Source organism: Aeromonas sp. 600282 (genome assembly GCF_049175755.1).
Lineage (GTDB): Bacteria > Pseudomonadota > Gammaproteobacteria > Enterobacterales > Aeromonadaceae > Aeromonas > Aeromonas veronii_A.
On the sequence record NZ_JAAKVR010000001.1, the window covers coordinates 37,197 to 54,319 of the forward strand.

At 59.3% G+C, this 17,123-nt stretch carries 14 protein-coding genes; 11 read left to right on the forward strand and 3 right to left on the reverse strand.

Annotated elements, in window-relative coordinates; translation table 11 throughout:
• Positions 1-35: 35 nt before the first annotated feature.
• Positions 36-2,183, reverse strand: coding sequence for a fatty acid oxidation complex subunit alpha FadJ (gene fadJ, locus G5137_RS00160; protein ID WP_421254868.1), 2,148 nt, complete (start codon positions 2,181-2,183; stop codon positions 36-38).
• On the reverse strand, positions 2,183-3,493 hold the full coding sequence (fadI, locus tag G5137_RS00165) for an acetyl-CoA C-acyltransferase FadI (protein ID WP_421254674.1): 1,311 nt from the start codon (positions 3,491-3,493) through the stop codon (positions 2,183-2,185). Before fadI ends, fadJ begins: the two co-directional genes overlap by 1 nt.
• Positions 3,494-3,675: 182 nt before the next feature.
• Between fadI and G5137_RS00170 the strand changes: the two genes are divergently transcribed.
• The 11 genes from G5137_RS00170 to G5137_RS00220 all read left to right on the forward strand — a co-directional run bounded on the left by G5137_RS00170 (position 3,676) and on the right by G5137_RS00220 (position 15,926).
• Entirely contained in the window at positions 3,676-4,626 is a 951-nt protein-coding gene (locus G5137_RS00170; RefSeq protein ID WP_421254675.1) for an AAA family ATPase, read from the forward strand.
• Entirely contained in the window at positions 4,617-5,519 is a 903-nt protein-coding gene (locus tag G5137_RS00175; RefSeq protein WP_421254676.1) for a DUF58 domain-containing protein, read from the forward strand. Before G5137_RS00170 ends, G5137_RS00175 begins: the two co-directional genes overlap by 10 nt.
• A complete protein-coding gene (locus G5137_RS00180) occupies positions 5,504-6,043 on the forward strand; it encodes a DUF4381 domain-containing protein (protein ID WP_407956302.1) in 540 nt (179 codons plus the stop codon). The genes G5137_RS00175 and G5137_RS00180 overlap by 16 nt, the downstream gene beginning before the upstream one ends.
• Complete coding sequence (locus tag G5137_RS00185) at positions 6,040-7,032, forward strand: VWA domain-containing protein (protein ID WP_216978739.1); 993 nt, start codon at positions 6,040-6,042, stop codon at positions 7,030-7,032. Before G5137_RS00180 ends, G5137_RS00185 begins: the two co-directional genes overlap by 4 nt.
• Positions 7,023-8,474, forward strand: coding sequence for a VWA domain-containing protein (locus tag G5137_RS00190; RefSeq protein ID WP_421254677.1), 1,452 nt, complete (start codon positions 7,023-7,025; stop codon positions 8,472-8,474). The genes G5137_RS00185 and G5137_RS00190 overlap by 10 nt, the downstream gene beginning before the upstream one ends.
• Before the next feature lie 20 nt (positions 8,475-8,494).
• Positions 8,495-10,006: a BatD family protein gene (locus G5137_RS00195; protein WP_216963840.1), complete on the forward strand. Its 1,512-nt coding sequence runs from the start codon at positions 8,495-8,497 to the stop codon at positions 10,004-10,006.
• Positions 10,007-10,019: 13 nt separating this feature from the next.
• On the forward strand, positions 10,020-10,619 hold the full coding sequence (locus G5137_RS00200; protein WP_421230895.1) for a sigma-70 family RNA polymerase sigma factor: 600 nt from the start codon (positions 10,020-10,022) through the stop codon (positions 10,617-10,619).
• Positions 10,612-11,391, forward strand: a complete 780-nt coding sequence (locus G5137_RS00205) for a DUF3379 domain-containing protein (RefSeq protein WP_227342808.1) — start codon at positions 10,612-10,614, stop codon at positions 11,389-11,391. The genes G5137_RS00200 and G5137_RS00205 overlap by 8 nt, the downstream gene beginning before the upstream one ends.
• Before the next feature lie 402 nt (positions 11,392-11,793).
• A complete protein-coding gene (locus G5137_RS00210) occupies positions 11,794-13,077 on the forward strand; it encodes an outer membrane protein transport protein (protein WP_227342806.1) in 1,284 nt (427 codons plus the stop codon).
• 252 nt (positions 13,078-13,329) lie between these two features.
• Positions 13,330-14,586 (forward strand): OmpP1/FadL family transporter, encoded by a 1,257-nt coding sequence (locus G5137_RS00215; RefSeq protein WP_227342804.1) that lies wholly within the window; start codon positions 13,330-13,332, stop codon positions 14,584-14,586.
• Positions 14,587-14,702: 116 nt separating this feature from the next.
• Positions 14,703-15,926, forward strand: a complete 1,224-nt coding sequence (locus G5137_RS00220) for an EAL and HDOD domain-containing protein (protein WP_216953530.1) — start codon at positions 14,703-14,705, stop codon at positions 15,924-15,926.
• On the opposite strand, the gene G5137_RS00225 is transcribed toward G5137_RS00220, so the two are convergent.
• The gene (locus tag G5137_RS00225; protein ID WP_421223402.1) at positions 15,923-17,086 is read right to left on the reverse strand and encodes an acetyl-CoA C-acyltransferase; all 1,164 of its coding nucleotides are present in this window, start codon (positions 17,084-17,086) and stop codon (positions 15,923-15,925) included. The genes G5137_RS00220 and G5137_RS00225 overlap by 4 nt on opposite strands.
• Positions 17,087-17,123 lie beyond the last annotated feature (37 nt).

A 17,123-nucleotide genomic window follows, 5' to 3' on the forward strand; every position in this document is an offset into this window, starting at 1 on the left:
GGCCTCGTTGTCTTGCGGTCACTCTGCAGCGATTATCAGTAGAAGGTCTGCTGCTCTGCGGCCATCGCCTTGAGACGGGCACAGGGGGCGAACCGGTCGCCGTGGCGCTTCTGGTAATACTCCAGACGGCCAACCAGATGATCGATCCCGAGCGTGTCCATATAACGGAACGGGCCGCCAAGGAAAGGCGGGAAACCGATGCCGAAGATGGCGCCGATATCGCCATCACGGGCCGAAGCCACCACACCGCTATCCAACGCCATGGCCGCTTCGTTGAGCATCAGCAACACGCAGCGCTCGGCGATTTCCTGGCGAGCCAGCTTGGCAGACGGCTTGATGCCGAGCACGCCATAGACGCTCTCGTCCACCGTCTTCTTGCCCTCTTTGCCTGTCAGCTTGTTGCGCGGTGCCGCCTTGCCATAGAGATAGAAGCCCTTGCCGTTCTTGCGTCCCTTGCGATCATTTTGCAGCAGCTTGTCGAACGCCTTGGGCGCCTGGAACTGCTCGCCGCCCAGCTCTTTCTCGAGAATGGGGGAGATCTTGGCGCCCACATCGATCCCCACCTCGTCCAGCAAGGTGATGGGGCCAACCGGGAAACCAAAGTCCAGCAGCGCGCTGTCCAGCACCTCCACCGGCTCCCCTTCCAGCACCAGTCTTGCCGCCTCATTCATGTAGGGCGCCAGGATGCGGTTGACGTAGAAACCGGCTTCGTCCTTCACCACGATAGGCGTTTTACCCTGAGCACGGGCAAAGGCCAGAGTGGTGGCGACCGTCTCGGCACTGGTGCCAGCGTGGGGGATGATCTCCGCCAGCGGCATCTTGTCCACCGGGCTGAAGTAGTGCAGCCCCACGACTCGCTCCGGGTGCGCCGCCTCTGCCGCAATCTGGTTGATGGGCAGGGAGGAGGTGTTGGATGCAAACACTGTGTGCTCACCGCACTCACGCTCCACGTCCTTCACCATCTGGTGTTTGAGCGCGAGATCTTCAAACACCGCCTCCACCACCATGTCGACCCGGTGGAAACCGGAGTAGTCGAGGGTGCCGGTCAGCAAGCTCATCTGTTTTTCCAGTTCGCTGCGCAGAATGTGACGACGCTTGAGCTTCTTGGCCAGAATGTCGTAGCTGTAGCGCATGGCATTACCGATGCCACTACTTGCCACATCCTTGATCCGTACCGGTACGCCCGCCTTGGTGGCGGTGACGAACGCAATGCCGCCCCCCATCAGACCACCGCCCAGCACGGCCGCGTGGCCCACCTTGCGCGGCTCGGCCCCCTGATAGGTGACCTCTTTCTTCATCTCGGTGGTGGCAAAGAAGATGGAACGCAGGGCGGCAGACTCAGCAGTCATCACCAGCTCGCCAAAGTGACGGGATTCGGCAGCCAGGCCGGCCTTCATCCCCTCCTCCACGCCGATGCGCACAACGTCCAGGATCCGCTCCGGCGCCGGATAGTTGCCGCGGGTCTTGGCTTTCACCCCCTTGCTGGCCTGATCGAACAACACCTTGCGGCCCAGCTTGTTGGTCTCCAGCACCTTGCCCTGCAGATCCCGTTTCAACTGATGGCGCGGTTTGCCCTTCTTGGCCAGCTTGATGGCAGCATCCAGCAAGATTGACGGCGGCACCACATCGTCCACCAGCCCCAGTTTTTTGGCTTGTTTGGCCCGGACCTGCTTGCCGGTCAGCATCAGATCCAGCGCCTTGGCCACCCCGATAAGGCGCGGCAGACGCTGGGTACCGCCAGAGCCCGGCAGCAGGCCGAGCTGAACTTCCGGCAATCCCAGCACAGATTTGCCATGATCGGTCACCACCCGACCATGACAGGCCAGCGCCAGCTCCAGCCCGCCTCCGAGGCAGGGGCCGTGAATGGCGGCGATCACCGGAATGGTCAGCCCCTCGATCTCGGCAAAGATCTCCTGTCCTTCTCGTGACAGGGTCTCGGCATCCTTGGCACTGGTGCAGGTGGCCAGCATAGTGATATCAGCACCAGCGATGAAGGAGTCCTTCTTGCCGGAGGTGATCACCAGACCGATCAAATCTTTGTTGCGTTTCACTTCGGCCAGCACGGTGCGGATCTCCTCCACAAAGGCGGCCTTCAGGGTATTCATGCTCTCGCCCGGCACATCCATGGTGAGGATGCCGATGCCATCTTTGCGAACATCCAGGGAAAAAGTCTTAGCGCTCATCATTCAACCTCCAACACCATAGCCACGCCCAATCCACCCGCCGCACAGGCGGTGTTGAGCCCCAGTCCCCCACCGCGACGACGCAGCTCGTGCAGGGTCTGGGTGATCATCCGCGCACCAGTCGCGGCAAAGGGGTGGCCATAGGCCAGCGAACCGCCGAGGACGTTGAACTTCTCCATGTCCACCTCGCCGATGGCCTGATCGCGGCCCAGCTTGTCGCGGGCAAAATCGGCACTGGCAAACATCTTGAGGTTGGCCAGCGTCTGGGCGGCAAAGGCTTCGTGCATGTCGATCAGGGTGAGATCACCGAGCGTGATGCCGGCTCTGTCCAGCGCCAGCGGCGTGGCATAGGAGGGGCCCATCAGCATGTCTTGCCAGACATCGATGGCCGAGAAGGCGAAGCTGCGGATATAACCCAACGGTTCGAGTCCCAGCTCTTTCGCCCGCCCTTCGCGCATCAGCAGCACGGCGGCAGCGCCATCGGTCAGCGGCGTGGCGTTGGCAGCCGTCACTGTGCCATGAACCCGATCAAACACCGGCTTGAGCTTGGCGTAGCTCGCGAGATCCGAGCTTTCACGGATATTGTTGTCCCGCTCCAGCGGCGACTTGTAGGGCGGTACATGGGCGGTAAACACCTCGCCACTGAGCTTGCCATCGGCCCAAGCCTGCGCGGCCAGAGTGTGGGAGCGATGAGCTAACGCATCTTGCGCCTCGCGGCTGATCTGGTGACTCTTGGCCATCTGCTCGGCGGTCTGTCCCATGGAGAGGCCAGTAGAGTATTCCGCCACGGCAGGCGGCACCGGCAGCAGATCCTTGACCCGCAGCTGACGTAGAATATTGAAGCGCTGCTGCAGATTGCGCGCCTTGTTGAGATCCACCAAGGCGCGGGCCAGCTTCTTGCTCACTCCGATAGGGAGCACGGAGGAGGAGTCCGCACCGCCAGCGATGGCGATATCCACAGTGCCCGCCATGATGGATTCGGTGACGTTGGCCACCGCCTGAAAACTGGTGGCGCAGGCGCGGGAGACGCTATAGGCATCGGTATTGACGCTCATGCCGGTGCCAAGCACGATTTCACGGGCAATGTTGGGGGCTTCCGGCATCTGAACCACCTGACCAAACACCAGCTGGTCGATAAGCTTGGGATCGAGATTGGTACGGGCGAGCATCTCGCTCACCACCAGTTTGCCGAGATCGACTGCAGGCACGCCATGAAAGGCGGTGGCCTGCTTGGCAAAGGGGGTACGCAGCCCCGCCACGACGGCAATCCGTTCGCCCTGGCGAGTCGTCAGTTTCAATGGCTGTTTCATCCTGGCTCCTTGGTTTAAAAGGCAGAGGTCTGACCTCATTGCGCCACATCTTAACAATCCAATCACAAGTTTCATACAGCTGATTGAAACTAAATTAAGCACGGCAAGGCCCCTTTGCTCGCCCTTGGGGAGCAACTGGAGTATAAAAAGATCAACTTCCATAAAAACAACGGGTTTATCGCATGGCAGCGGCCGAGTTCAGAGCACTTAGGGACTATCTTGGCAGTCAGATCCTGGGGCAGGAGGAGCTAATAGAAGGGCTCCTGATTGCCCTGTTATGTGAAGGACATGTGTTAATCGAAGGGGCCCCCGGCCTTGCCAAAACCCGCGCCGTCAAGGCGCTCGCTGGCGCCGTCGAAGGGCGCTTTGCCCGTATCCAGTTTACCCCCGACCTGCTTCCTGCCGATCTCACCGGCAGCGAGGTGTTTCACCCGCAGGATGCCAGTTTTGTTTTCCAGCCAGGCCCCCTCTTCAACCATCTGGTGCTGGCAGACGAGATCAACCGGGCGCCAGCCAAGGTACAATCAGCGCTGCTGGAAGCCATGGCCGAACACCAGATCACCGTGGGCAAAAAGAGCTGGCGGCTGCCACCTCTCTTTATGGTCGCCGCCACCCAGAACCCCATCGAGCAGGAGGGAACCTATCCCCTGCCGGAGGCGCAGCTCGACCGCTTTCTGCTCAAGTTGATGGTGGATTACCCGAGCCCCACCATGGAGCTCGCCATCTTGCAGCTCAACGCCAGCGGCGAACAGCTTGGCGCGGCACCAGTGACCCTGAGTCAGACCAGCTTGCAGCGTGCCCGCAGCGAAGTGCTGGCGGTAACCATGCAAAGCCGACTGGAGCACTATCTGGTGGAGCTGGTCTGCGCCACTCGCCCGGGCAGCGGCCTTTGCCTTGCCCTTGAGCCATTGATTGCCGTGGGGGCCAGCCCTCGGGCTACGCTGGGGCTGGCTCGCTCCGCCCGCGCCCGAGCCTGGCTTGCCGGACGAGATTATGTGCTACCGGAAGATATCCAGCTGCAAGCCTATCCGGTGATGCGCCACCGCCTTATTCCCAGCTATCAGGCACTGGCCGACAATCTGGATAACGATATCCTGATCGCTCAACTGCTGGATCAGGTGCCATGCCCCTAGAACCCGGTCTGCATCCCGATATCGCCCTGTCGCTGCCACGGCTGCTCAATATCCGGCTATGGGCCAAGGCCAGGAAGCCACCTCACGCAGGCAGAAGCAGCAGCGAACGCGGCAAACCGGGCCGCTCTCCCGGACTCACGTTTCGGGAGCTGCGCGCCTATCAGGCTGGTGACGAGGTACGCCATATCGACTGGCGAGTGACCGCACGCCTCGGTCGTCCCTATACCCGCCTCTATAGCGAGGAGCTGGATCAGGCGCACTGGCTGCTGCTCGATCTCTCTCCCGCCATGTATTTCGGCTCCACACTGCAGCTCAAGGCGCGACTGGGGTGCGAGCTGGCTGCAGCCCTGATCTGGCAAGGGGAGAAGCTGCACAACACCCTGATTTACCACGGGCTTATCCCAAATCACCAGAGCCAGCGCGGCAGCGTGCTGCCCCTGCTCGAATCCCTCTGCCATCACTATCAGCAAGGGCTGGCCCGCCGGGCGCTTTCTCACTCGCTGGGCGACACCTTGTCCGACGTGAAGCTGCCTCACGGTGCCAAGCTGACGATCATCACCGACCACAGACCCTGTGAGTCAGCGCTCTGTCAGCAGTTGCAGCTGCTCTCCCGCCGCCACGATATCCACTATTGGCAGATCCGCGATCCCCTTGAGGCTGCCCTTCCCCCTGACGGCCAGCTGCCGGTGGCCATCGATCGGCCAGCCCAGCACTATCAGGGCTGGCTGGATGGGGGCCATGCCGGTTTCTCCCGCCGCTACCAGCAAGCTGCCGAACAGCAGCTGGCCCATGGCAAGCAGCTGTTGCTGCCGCTGGTGCAGCGCCTCTATCTGCTCGATAACAGCCAGACGCTGCAACAGCAGTGGCAGGAGGGGTTATGTCATCAGGGATGAGCTCGCCCACCGAACTCGACAGCGCCAGTCCCGCCTCCGAGGCCATCACTCCGCCGCTGGCCGCCCTGATGCGCGACATCCACCCGGGGCCGGATCTGATTGAACAGAGTCTTGACCCCAGAGTGCAGGCGCTATTGTGGCTATTGATCACAGCGTTATTACTGCTGCTGATCGCCCTGATTGCCAAGAGGGTGATACGTTACCGCCGCTGGTGTCGTCAGCTGGAGGGAGATCCGGCACTGCTGGTGGCACGCATACAGGAGGCCCTGCGTCATGAAGCACTGCAACGCTGGCCCGAGGCGCGCCAGCTTCAGGGAGAGGCGTGGCTCGCCTTCGTCGATCGTCACGGTGGCAGCGATTTCAGCCAGTTCTCGTCTCACTGGAGCAGTTGGCTCTATGGCAGCCAGAACCCGACTCGCGAGCAGAGCGAACAGCTTCGGCAACATTATCGCCGCTGGGGTAAGAGCCTCTTCTTGCAACGCTATCCCCGCTTGAAGCGTAAAGCTGCGCGGAGGCAGCCATGATCCTGGCCTGGCCCTGGTTTGCGCTGGCGCTGGTGCTGCCCTTGCTGGTGCGCTTCGGCTTGCCACCCCTGCGCCGCGGTTATCTGGCTCATCCCGGGTTTGCGCTGCTGCGCCCTCAGGCCGGATTACCGCTCTGGCGCGCCATGCTGCTCTGGTGCGCTCTTATTCTCGCCCTCTGCCGCCCCCAGTGGTGGGGGGAACCGGTTATCCAATATGAAGGGAGTCGGGATCTGCTGCTGGCAGTGGATCTGTCAGACAGTATGCGTACTCCGGATATGCTCGACAACGGCGAACAGCAAGCGCGCCTGACGGCGGTGCGCCAGCAGATCAAGGCGTTGATCGCCAAGCGGGCTGGTGACAGGGTGGGCCTCATCGTCTTTGCCGATCACGCCTATCTGCTCTCTCCCCTCACTCAGGAGATACCGGCGCTGTTGACCTTGAGCGACGAGCTCGATTTTGATCTGGTCGGCCGTACCACCGCCCTTGGCGAGGCGATCCAGCTGGCACGTCAGCATGGGGATCCGGGTCGCCCCACCGCCCTGCTGCTGGTCACTGATGGCCGCAATACCGCAGGCAATGCCGATCCGCTGCAGGAGGCCAAACTCGCCGCAGCGCAGGGAATACGGATCTACACGCTGGGGGTCGGGGCCGATCCCGATACCTTTATCCAACCCTACGATGAGGCGGGCAGCGGTCAGGCCGATCCCAGCAGCGAACTTGACGAGCCGCTCCTGAAAGAGCTGGCCGAGACAGGCCAGGGGCGTTACTTTCGGGCACGCACCCAAAGCGATCTCGATACCATCAATGCGACTCTCAATGCCCTTGAACCTGCCCCCATGCCGATTGCCCAGTACCAGCCGGTGATCGAGCTCTATCCCTGGCCGTTGGCACTGCTTTGTGGCTTGCTGCTTCTGCCATCAGGGCACGGCAGACTGGAGTTTCGCATGGTGCGTAACTGGCTGGCACGAGGCACGCGCAGATGGAGCTGATCTTGCTCCGCCCCCTGTGGCTGATCGCACTCATCCCCTGGCTCTGGCAAGGGTGGCACCATCGTCGCCAGCCCCCGCTGCTCGCACCTGCGATGCAGGCTTATCTGCTGCCAGCATCTCGTCCTCAGCGCCCCTGGCTCTGGCTGGCAACCCTGCCCGTCATTTTAGCCCTGAGTGGTCCCGCACTGCGCGGCGAGCTGCAACAGCAGCCTGCGGCGCCGCTCGATATCTGGCTGCTGGACTTGTCACGCTCGATGACCGCCACCGACGTCAAACCGGATCGGGCGACCCGGGTCAGATGGCAGTTGCAGCAGCTGCTGAGCCGCGCAAAGGGAGAGCGCATTGCGCTGATCCTCTACGCGGGCGATGCCTACCTCGCCATGCCACCAACCCGGGATCATCAAGCCCTTTCGCTGCTACTGCCCGACTTGCGCCCCGATATCATGCCGCTGCAGGGCAGCAACCCGGCACGGGCGGTGGAACTTGCCATGAAGCAGATTGCTCCCGGTGAACAAGCACGTCTGCTGCTGATCACCGACGACCTCACCCAGAATCAGATGACCCAAATCGCTGCTCTGTGGCCCTGCCAGCAACGCCTTCTCTGCCGCGACACCCAGTCGGCACGCCTCGATATTCTGCTTGCCAGCAGTGGTCAACCGGCCCCCATGCCCGCCATTCCGGCCAATGAGTTGGGGTTTGCCGCCCGCATGCCCGCGCAGTTGCCCGCCCCCGATAGTCAGGCCATTGCCGCACTGGCCAATCGCCTCGGCGGTGAGCTGCAGTGGCTTGGCAGCAACACACCCCGCTTTGCTTCCCTCCCCACCACGACCTCGGCCCTCACCCCGGCACCACTGGATCTTGGCCCCTGGCTGCTGATCCCCTTGTTACCACTGGCCTTGCTGGCCAGAGTCGGCGCCCGGTTGATGATGGCGCTGATGGTGGGTGCTCAGCTGCTTGCGCCACAAGACCTGCAAGCGGCAGAGAGGGGAGACCTGCAAGCGATGCAGGCTTATCAAGAGGGGGATTTTCAGCGGGCAGCCCGCACCTTCAACGATCCAGTCTGGCGCGGCAACGCCTGGTATCGAGCTGGTGCCTACCGGCAAGCCATCTCAGCCTATCAGGAAGCGGCGAGTGCCACCGCCCACTACAACCGCGGCAATGCCCTGCTGCAGCTGGGGGAGTTTGCCGCGGCCAAGGAGGCCTATCTGGCGGCCCTGGCACTGGAACCCGGCCATGAAGATGCGCTCTATAACCTCTCTCTGTTACAGGGCACAGCGGCGGCCGCTCCCGATACCAGCAACAGCAAGCAGCCCGAACCATCGGCAGCTCAGCAGGCGACGGCAATGCCCTTGCCCTCCTCTCCCCCGGTGTTGCTACTGGAGCAGCGACTGCGTAAAGAGGCGCTGCGCCGGGATCTTATCAAGGTGGAGGAGCCCTGGTGACGCGGGCAGGATGGGGGTTGTTGCTCGCACTGGCGAGTCCACTTTGCTGGGCCTTACCCCCCCGGGCAGAGCTGCTGCCGGGGGCTGACCCCAGCGATTGGCTGCTGATCATCGAAGCGGATGGCGAGCGCCAGAGCAACGAGCTGGAGATCTCCCCCCTACTGCGCCAATTTGCAGTGGGCAGAGTGACCATGAGCCGGGTCACGACCCCGGTACAACAACTGACTCGCTGGCAGATCCCGCTGCACCAGAGCAATTCAACCGCAAATACCGAGGTGGTGATTGCCCCGCTCAAGCTGGGAAATGAGTTCACTCCCTCGCTCACCCTGCCATTGAGAGAGGTGAAAACAGCGGCGCTGCCGCAACCCGCAGCCCCCTCGCCCCTCGAGATGCAGGCCAGCCTTGATCATCAGGGCCCGCTCTATCCCGGCCAGCCGGTGATCTACCGGCTGACACTATGGCTGCCCACCAGTATGCAAAACCCGGCGCTGAGCGAACTCAGCTCTGCCCACTTCACTATCCGTCGCCTCGGTCGCGACGAGTGGATCGCCCCCGCTCAGGCTGGTCTGCCCGGCAGGCTCACCCGCAGCTGGCTCGTTCAGGCAAAAGCGCCTGGGCTCTGGCACCTCGACTCGCCCCGCTTGCAGGGGCAGCTCACGCAGAAAGGGGGCAAGCCCCAAAAACTCTCGGCCCGCGCGGCACCGCTCGAGGTAAGGGTTGACAAGGCCCCCGCCACGCCGGTGGCCACCCGGCTGACCCTGAGTCAACGACTTGAACCGGCCACCACGGGGGAAGTGGGTGAACCGCTGATCCGGATCCTCACCCTGACCATGGAAAATGGTGACAGTGCCCAGATCCAGCTTGCCCCCCTGATGGCCCATCAACTGCCAAGCGGCATACAGGCACATCCCGATGGCGAGCAACAGCAGGAGCGTTACCGAGATGGCAAGCTGCTGTTTAAGCGACAGTGGCGCCAGACTCTGGTCGCGGAGCAGAGCGGCGACTACCAGCTGCCCCCCATTGATCTGCCCTGGTTTAATACCCAAAGTGGCCGGATTGAGCAGGCCAGCCTACCTGCCATCACGCTGACGTTTCAGGCAACGACAAATCGGCAACCTGATCAGCAGACATCGCAGATGGCACTGCGAGAGAGCCTTTGGTGGGTCGTGCTGGCCATAACGCTGCGTGCGCTATGGCGCCACTGGCCCCGCTGGCGCGCCTTCTATCAACTGCAACGAGCCCTTGCCCGACACCAGCCGGATGCCAGTCGCAAGACGCTGATCCGGTGGGCGACCTTGCGCTGGCAGGTCTCCTATTATCAATTAGGCCAGTTGCCTGACGCTGGGCATAATCGGGTCGGCAACGCGCTAGCCGCACTCGAGCGAGCCTGTTTTTCACGACCCTCTTCTGGCCCCCCCATCGAGTGGCGCGCTCTGGCGCGTACCCTCAGGGCAGATGAAGCTGCCGGTATTGCGCACCTGATTTACCTGCTGGCGCACGGGAGTTCCCGCTCCCGCCGCCACGCCCCCTGACAAGGATTGCTCTATGGCACAGCTGTTTTTTAGAAAAAAACGTGCTCAGCAGCATATTGGTGGAAATGATCCGGCCATTTCGCCGGTCTCTGATCCCATGGCTGACAAACAAACCAAATTTGAAGCACTGGTTCATGCGCTGCACGGCGATCTCTACCGGTATGCCTACTGGCTGACCCGGGATCCCAACGTAGCGGAAGATCTGGTGCAAGAGACCTTTCTGCGTGCATGGAAGGCTATCGACACCCTGCAGGATGACAAGGCAGCCAAAGGGTGGCTGATCACCATCCTCAGACGGGAAAACGCCCGCCGCTTTGAACGCAAACAGCTGGAGCTGATTGATCTCGACGATCACCCTCAACCCCAGCACGATGCGCTGCACAGCGAACAGGAGATGGAGAACGAGTGGTTGCACCGTCACATCGCCCGGTTGCCCGAGGAGTATCAGGAGCCACTGCTGCTGCAAGTCGTGGGAGGATTCAGTGGTGAGGAGATTGCCGAGATGCTCGGCCTCAACAAGAACACCGTTATGACCCGACTGTTTCGCGCCCGCAACCAGATCAAGGAGGCGATGGAGCAGAAGAACCAAGCAAGAGGACACGGACATGGATGAACTCGAATTTCGCCGCAACGCCATGATCCAGCCCAACGATCAACAACCGGACTTTCTCAAAACTGCTGAAGCAAGCCAGGCCAATCGGAACTACCTCGACGAGATGAAGCAGTTCGACAGAAGCCTCAAGCGCACCATGCAGGTAGAGGTTCCCGCCGGGCTGGCCGAGCGGATCCTGCTCAGGCAAGCCATGCTGCAAGACAGTGACGCGCCAGATGATATGCCGCCATCCCGCCCCCTTGGCACGGCGCCGGTCAAGATCCGGACATCGACATCCTGGCGCCAGATCGCCCTGGCTGCATCGGTCGCCTTCCTGCTGGGAATGAGCACCCGCTGGATCACGCTGCCAGAAACGGCTCCTGCGGCCCTCTCCCTCGCACAGGTGGCGATGGCTCATGTCTATGGTGAAGAACCCTTTATTGAAGGTGTCGATGAGCAGGTCAATCTGCATAGCATCAATGCCAAGATGGAGAAGTATGGCGCCACCTTAAGCGGGATGGATGGGCTTAAGGTGACCTATGTCAATCACTGCTCGTTTTATCAGGGACCGGCCTTGCACATGGTGATCCAGGGAAAGATGGGGCCAGTCACTCTCTTTTTAGTGCCCAAACATGTGCCATTAACCCTGCAACAGGACACCTTTGATGATGGCACCCTCAAAGGGGAGATAGTCCAGCTCAAAGGCGCCAATATGGTACTGATTGGCGAGATGAAAGAGCCACTTGCCCCTGTTGCCAACGCCCTGCAGTCACGTCTGCAGTGGGACATTTAACATCGCTGGTTAACAACCTCAGAGCCATCCTCAATAGCAGGCGGCGGTCACGAGACGCTGCCTGTTCCCTCCCTGTTTACTCCCCTTTGTCACTCATTTGCCTCAAGATTTCGAAAAATTGACAAAATTATTTTTGTGACGGAGATCGGCAATCCAGGTCAATATTCCGCCTTTAGACCCTGAAAATGATGAATTAAACAGCAAGTTAAAACAAATGATTAACACATCGATCACTTTTATGTATTCTGCTGTCACTGGTCTGATTTCTTACCTCCTACCAGATCCATAGAATCACGCCAGAATTGATTGGGAAGAAGCTGAAATAAAAACGGATTTTGTCGAGGTTTGCATTGAACGTGCAGCCAATATCGGCAAAAAAATCTGCCTACAAGAGAGAACACCATGACGACAACTATTTTCAAGAAGAGCCTGATTGCCGCCACCATCGCGCTGGCCACCGGTCAAGTCCATGCCGCGGCATTCCAGTTGAACGAGCACTCGGCCTCCGGTCTGGGTCGCGCCTATGCCGGTGAAGCGGCTATCGCCGACAACGCCTCCGTGCTGGCCCGTAACCCGGCTGCCATGACCACCTTCGACAAGATGGCGGTTTCTGTCTCCGGCACCTACATCAAGCCGGATGTCGATGTGAATGGCAGCGTTGCTACGCCTCTGGGTACAGTTCCTGCCAGCGAATCAGGTATTGCTCCGTCAGCATTCGTTCCTGCCGCTTATTTTATTCAGCCGCTGAATGACCAGTGGGCTTGGGGTATCGGCCTCTTCTCAAATTACGGGCTATCTACCGAGTACTCCAAAACCTTCCCGGCTGGTGCCGGTGCCGGTGATACTGAACTGATGACTCTCAATATCAACCCGAACATCGCCTATCGCATCAATGAGCACTTCAGTGTGGGTGCCGGTATCAACGCCGTTTACGGTGCTGCCGAACTCAACCGCTATGCTGGTCTGCTGGGTCCGCTGAACCCACCGAGCCAGGGTGGCCCGCTGGCAACAGATACTCGCTTGGCTCACCTGAAAGGCGATACCTGGGGCTTTGGCTGGAACGTTGGCACTCTGTACGAAGTCAATGAGAACCATCGCTTTGCTCTGACCTACCGTTCACAGGTCGATATGAGCTTTGATGGTGACTTCCAGGGGCTCACTTCAGGGAACCGCACTGTTGATGGCAATCTGAAACTGGATCTCCCTGCTCAGGCCGAGTTTGCCGGTTATCACCGTTTGAATCAGCAATTCGCCGTTCACTACTCTGTCAACTGGACTGACTGGAGTGCCTTCCAGGAGCTGAAAGCAACCAGCGGCCAATGCGCTGGCGGCGTATGTCTGCAAAAGGATGAGAAGTTTAAAGACTCTACTCGTTACTCAATTGGCGGTACCTGGTATATCAACCCGGCTTGGGAAGCGCGTATTGGCTTTGCTTATGACAACAGCCCAATCGAGCCCGAATACCGCAGCCTGAGCATCCCGGATTCTGACCGTGTCTGGTATAGCGCTGGCGCGACCTACCATATCAATACTGATATGAGCATTGACTTTGGTATGGCCTATCTGGACGGTAAAGAGGTTGATGTCAACGAAGGTCTGCGTAACCACTCAGACCCTCTGCGTTGGAAAGGCTCCTCCCACGGCAATGCCTTCCTGGCCTCTGCCCAGTTCAATATGAAGTTCTGATTAGAACGCCACCGAAAAGAGCGCCGACAGGCGCTCTTTTTTTATCCGAAAAAACAGTTTCAGCGCACAGCTGTAGCACACACGTGTTTATTTTTCTTTTTCAATCAAGCTATTAGACTACATCATCCCAGCATTAAATCTTGTTTTCTCCGGATAACCACCATGAGTGTTGCCTTACTGGTCATACCATATAAAATCCTGCCTCCATCCATATGACCTATTGAAACCTCGGGTAACAGCAAGGATTTTCCCATGCATTCCATCATCAAACCGTCCGCCATCGCCCTGCTGGTGATCGCGGGTCAAACCCATGCCGCCGGGTTCCAGCTGGCTGAACAATCCGCCACGGGCCTGGGACGCGCTTTTGCCGGTGAAGCCGCCATTGCGGATAACGCCAGCGTACTCTCCCGCAATGCCGCAGCCATGACCCGTTTCGATCAGATGGCGCTGTCTGGCGGAGCTATCTATGTCAGCCCTGACGTCAATATCGAAGGCCACACACGTTTGCCGACGCAAGCCGGCATCGTCACCTCCGATGCGAGTGCACACGATATCGCGGCCTCGGCCTGGGTGCCCAACGCCTATCTCATCATCCCGCTGAATGAGCAGTGGCGCCTCGGCTTCTCGGCCACCTCTTACTATGGTCTTGGCATCAAGATGCCGGATAACTACAGTGCCGGCCACTTTGGCAATGTTTCCGATATCAAGACCATGGATTTGGGAACCTCTCTTGCCTATCGCATCAATGAGATGTGGTCAATTGGCGCAGGGATCTCTGCTATTCAGGGCGAGGGCGAAGTCGGTGGCACCTTCCCCTCTCGCAATCTGATAGCAAAACATCTGCAAGGGGATGGCTGGGCATGGGGCTGGAATGTCGGCACCTTGCTGGAGTTGTCGGAGCAAACCCGGATTGGGCTCTCATACCGCCACGATGTCAATTTGACACTCTCGGGTGATGCCATTCTTGGCCTGCCCAACGGCAAGGAGCTAAAAGACACAGGTTCTCTGGATCTTCCGCTACCCGCAACGGCAGAGCTTGCTGCATTTCACCAGCTGACCGAAAAACTGGCGATCCATGGCAGCCTGAACTGGACCAACTGGAGCAAATTTGTCCAGCTGGAAGCCGATCTGGATACACTGCCCAACATGCATATCAAGGATGAACACTGGGAAGATAGCTGGCGCTATGCGATCGGGATGACCTATCAACTGACTCCCCAGTGGCAGCTGCGCTCGGGAGTTGCTTACGATGCGAGCCCGGTACCAGCGGATCGCCGTACTATCTCCATTCCTGATGCCGACCGGATCTGGTACAGCCTGGGGATGGGTTATCAGTTCACCCCCAACCTGACCATGGATCTGGGGTTAACCCTGATCGATGGCAAGAAGGTTGATGTTACTGAAAAAATGGAGTTGCAACCGGGCAACCCGCAGAGCACCTCCACCTTCCAGGGCACCTCCGAGGGAGATGCCTGGCTGGCTGGCGCCCAAATGAGTTATCTCTTCTAAGTTCCCTCCCTGCAGAAAAACACTATGCCAATTATTGCCTTACCGAACAGGGTCAAAACTGGCATAGTGTTCTGCAACACCATAAAATCAACCCAGTACCCATACTGGAGCAAGGCATGTATTCCTACGTAGCCAGACAGCCGATCCTCGACAGAGACCTCAATACCCATGCCTATGAGCTGCTCTTTCGCGATAGCCTGAATAATGTCTTCCCGAGCATCTCCTCACAACAAGCCACCTCCCGGTTGGTGGTCGAGCAGTTTCTGCAACAGAATATCGATCAGCTGTTGGGTGGCCGCCCCTGCTTTATCAATTTCCCCCACTCACTGTTACTGGAAGGACTGGCCGAGTGCCTGCCACCCGAAAAGGTGGTGATCGAAATTCTGGAGGATGCCCCTCCGGATGATGCCCTTCTGGAAAAGGTGAAGCAGTTGCACAAACTGGGCTATCAGCTGGCACTCGATGACTTCACCATGTCGCCGGATTGGGAGCGCTTCCTCCCGTTTATCCACATCATCAAGTTTGATCTGCGTGACACGCCCCTGTTGCAGATCAGGGTGTTCATCAAGCGCCATCAGGCGCTGGGACTCACCTATCTGGCAGAAAAAGTTGAGGACAAGGCTGAGTTCGAACGAGCCAAAAAGCTGGGGATCCAGCTGTTTCAGGGCTTTTTCTTCAGCCGCCCCGAGATGGTCAAACAAGCCACTATGGAGCCCGCCCAGGTCGTGGTCATGCAGTTGCTCAATGTGGTCAACGAGACAGAACCCGATATCAACAAGATCGAGCAACTGCTCAGCCAGGATATCTCTCTGTCACTCAAGTTGCTGCGCTATGTCAATCATCTCAAAGGCCATGCCAACCCCATCTCCTCGTTTCGCCAGGCTGCGATATACTTGGGCAATACCCAGCTAAAGCGTTTTGTTTCACTGGTGGCTGCGACCAGTGCAGGCAAGGGGAAAAGTGCCGAGCTCTACCAGATGTCGATGATCCGTGCCCGTTTCTGCGAGTTGCTGGCGCATACCCATGCGCCGACCCTACAGGCTCAGCAAGCGTTTATCACCGGTCTCTTTTCGCTACTGGATGTGCTTATGGAGCAGCCGATGGACAAGCTGCTGGGGACTATCCCCCTGATCGAGGATATCCGGCTGGCGCTGCTCGAGCGCAAAGGCACTCTCGGTTTCTATCTCGCATTTTGTGAAGACTACGAGAATGCCAACTGGCCCAAAGTCACGGCCCGAACAGCCCGCCTGGGGTTGAATGAAGATAAGGTAAGCCACCTTTATCTCGCGGCAACGACCTGGGTGAACGAGCAACTGCAAGCGATGGATACCGGCGATTAAGGGATCTCTACCGCAATAGCGGTCGCCTCTCCGCCACCGATACAAAGAGACGCAATGCCTCGTCTCTCTCTCCGCAACCTCAATGCCGAGATCAGCGTCACCAGAATACGTGCTCCACTCGCGCCAAGCGGGTGACCCAATGCGCAGGCGCCACCATGAACATTCACCTTGTGATGGGGGATCCCGCACCCGCTCATGGCCAGCATGGTGACCATGGCAAAGGCTTCGTTGACTTCGAACAGGTCAACCTCATCCACTGACCAGTCGAGACGAGCCAGCAGTCTGGATATTGCGCCAACGGGAGCGGAAGTGAACTCGGCCGGCAATGCCGCATGGCTCTGATAACCGACGATCCGCGCCAATACAGGTACCTGCCAAGCTTGCGCAGTGGCACCATCCATCAATATCAGCGCCGCCGCGCCGTCCGAGATGGAGCTCGAATTGGCCGCCGTAATGGTGCCATCTTTACCAAATGCAGGCTTCAGGGTCGGGATCTTCTCCGGCCTCCCTTTGCCCGGTTGTTCGTCTTCGGCCAGCAACAAGCGATCACCGCGATAGACACTTGCCAGCTCGGATGCAAACGCGCCGGCTTGCTGCGCAGCGCGGGCACGCTGCAACGACGCAAGGGCAAACTCATCCATGGCAATGCGGGTCAAACTGGCATGATCGGCGCTGCGCTGGGCGTGTATTCCCATCAACTGGCCATCATAGGCATCCTGCAATCCGTCGAGGAAAAGGTGATCAAACAGCTGTTGATGGCCCATCCGAAAACCATTGCGGGCATTATCCAGCAGATAGGGGGCCCTGCTCATGCTCTCCATCCCCCCAGCCACCACAACCTTGTTATCGCCCAGACGAAGGGAATCTGCCGCCAGCATCACCGCCTTCATGCCGGAGCCACACACCTTGTTGACCGTGGTAGCAGGCACACTCTCTGGCAATCCCGCTTTTAACATCGCCTGCCTTGCCGGCGCTTGTCCCACACCTGCCGAGAGCACATTGCCCATAAACACTTCATCGATCTGCTCGGGAACAAGCCCGCCCTGTGCCAACGCAGCGGCAATGGCACAGGCCCCCAGCTCCGGGGCCGCCACCTCTGCCAGTGCCCCTTGAAACGCCCCCATTGGCGTACGTTTTGCAGCCACAATTGCAATATCCATTTGCCCGCCTCTTTTAGTTACCTGGTCATAACATAGG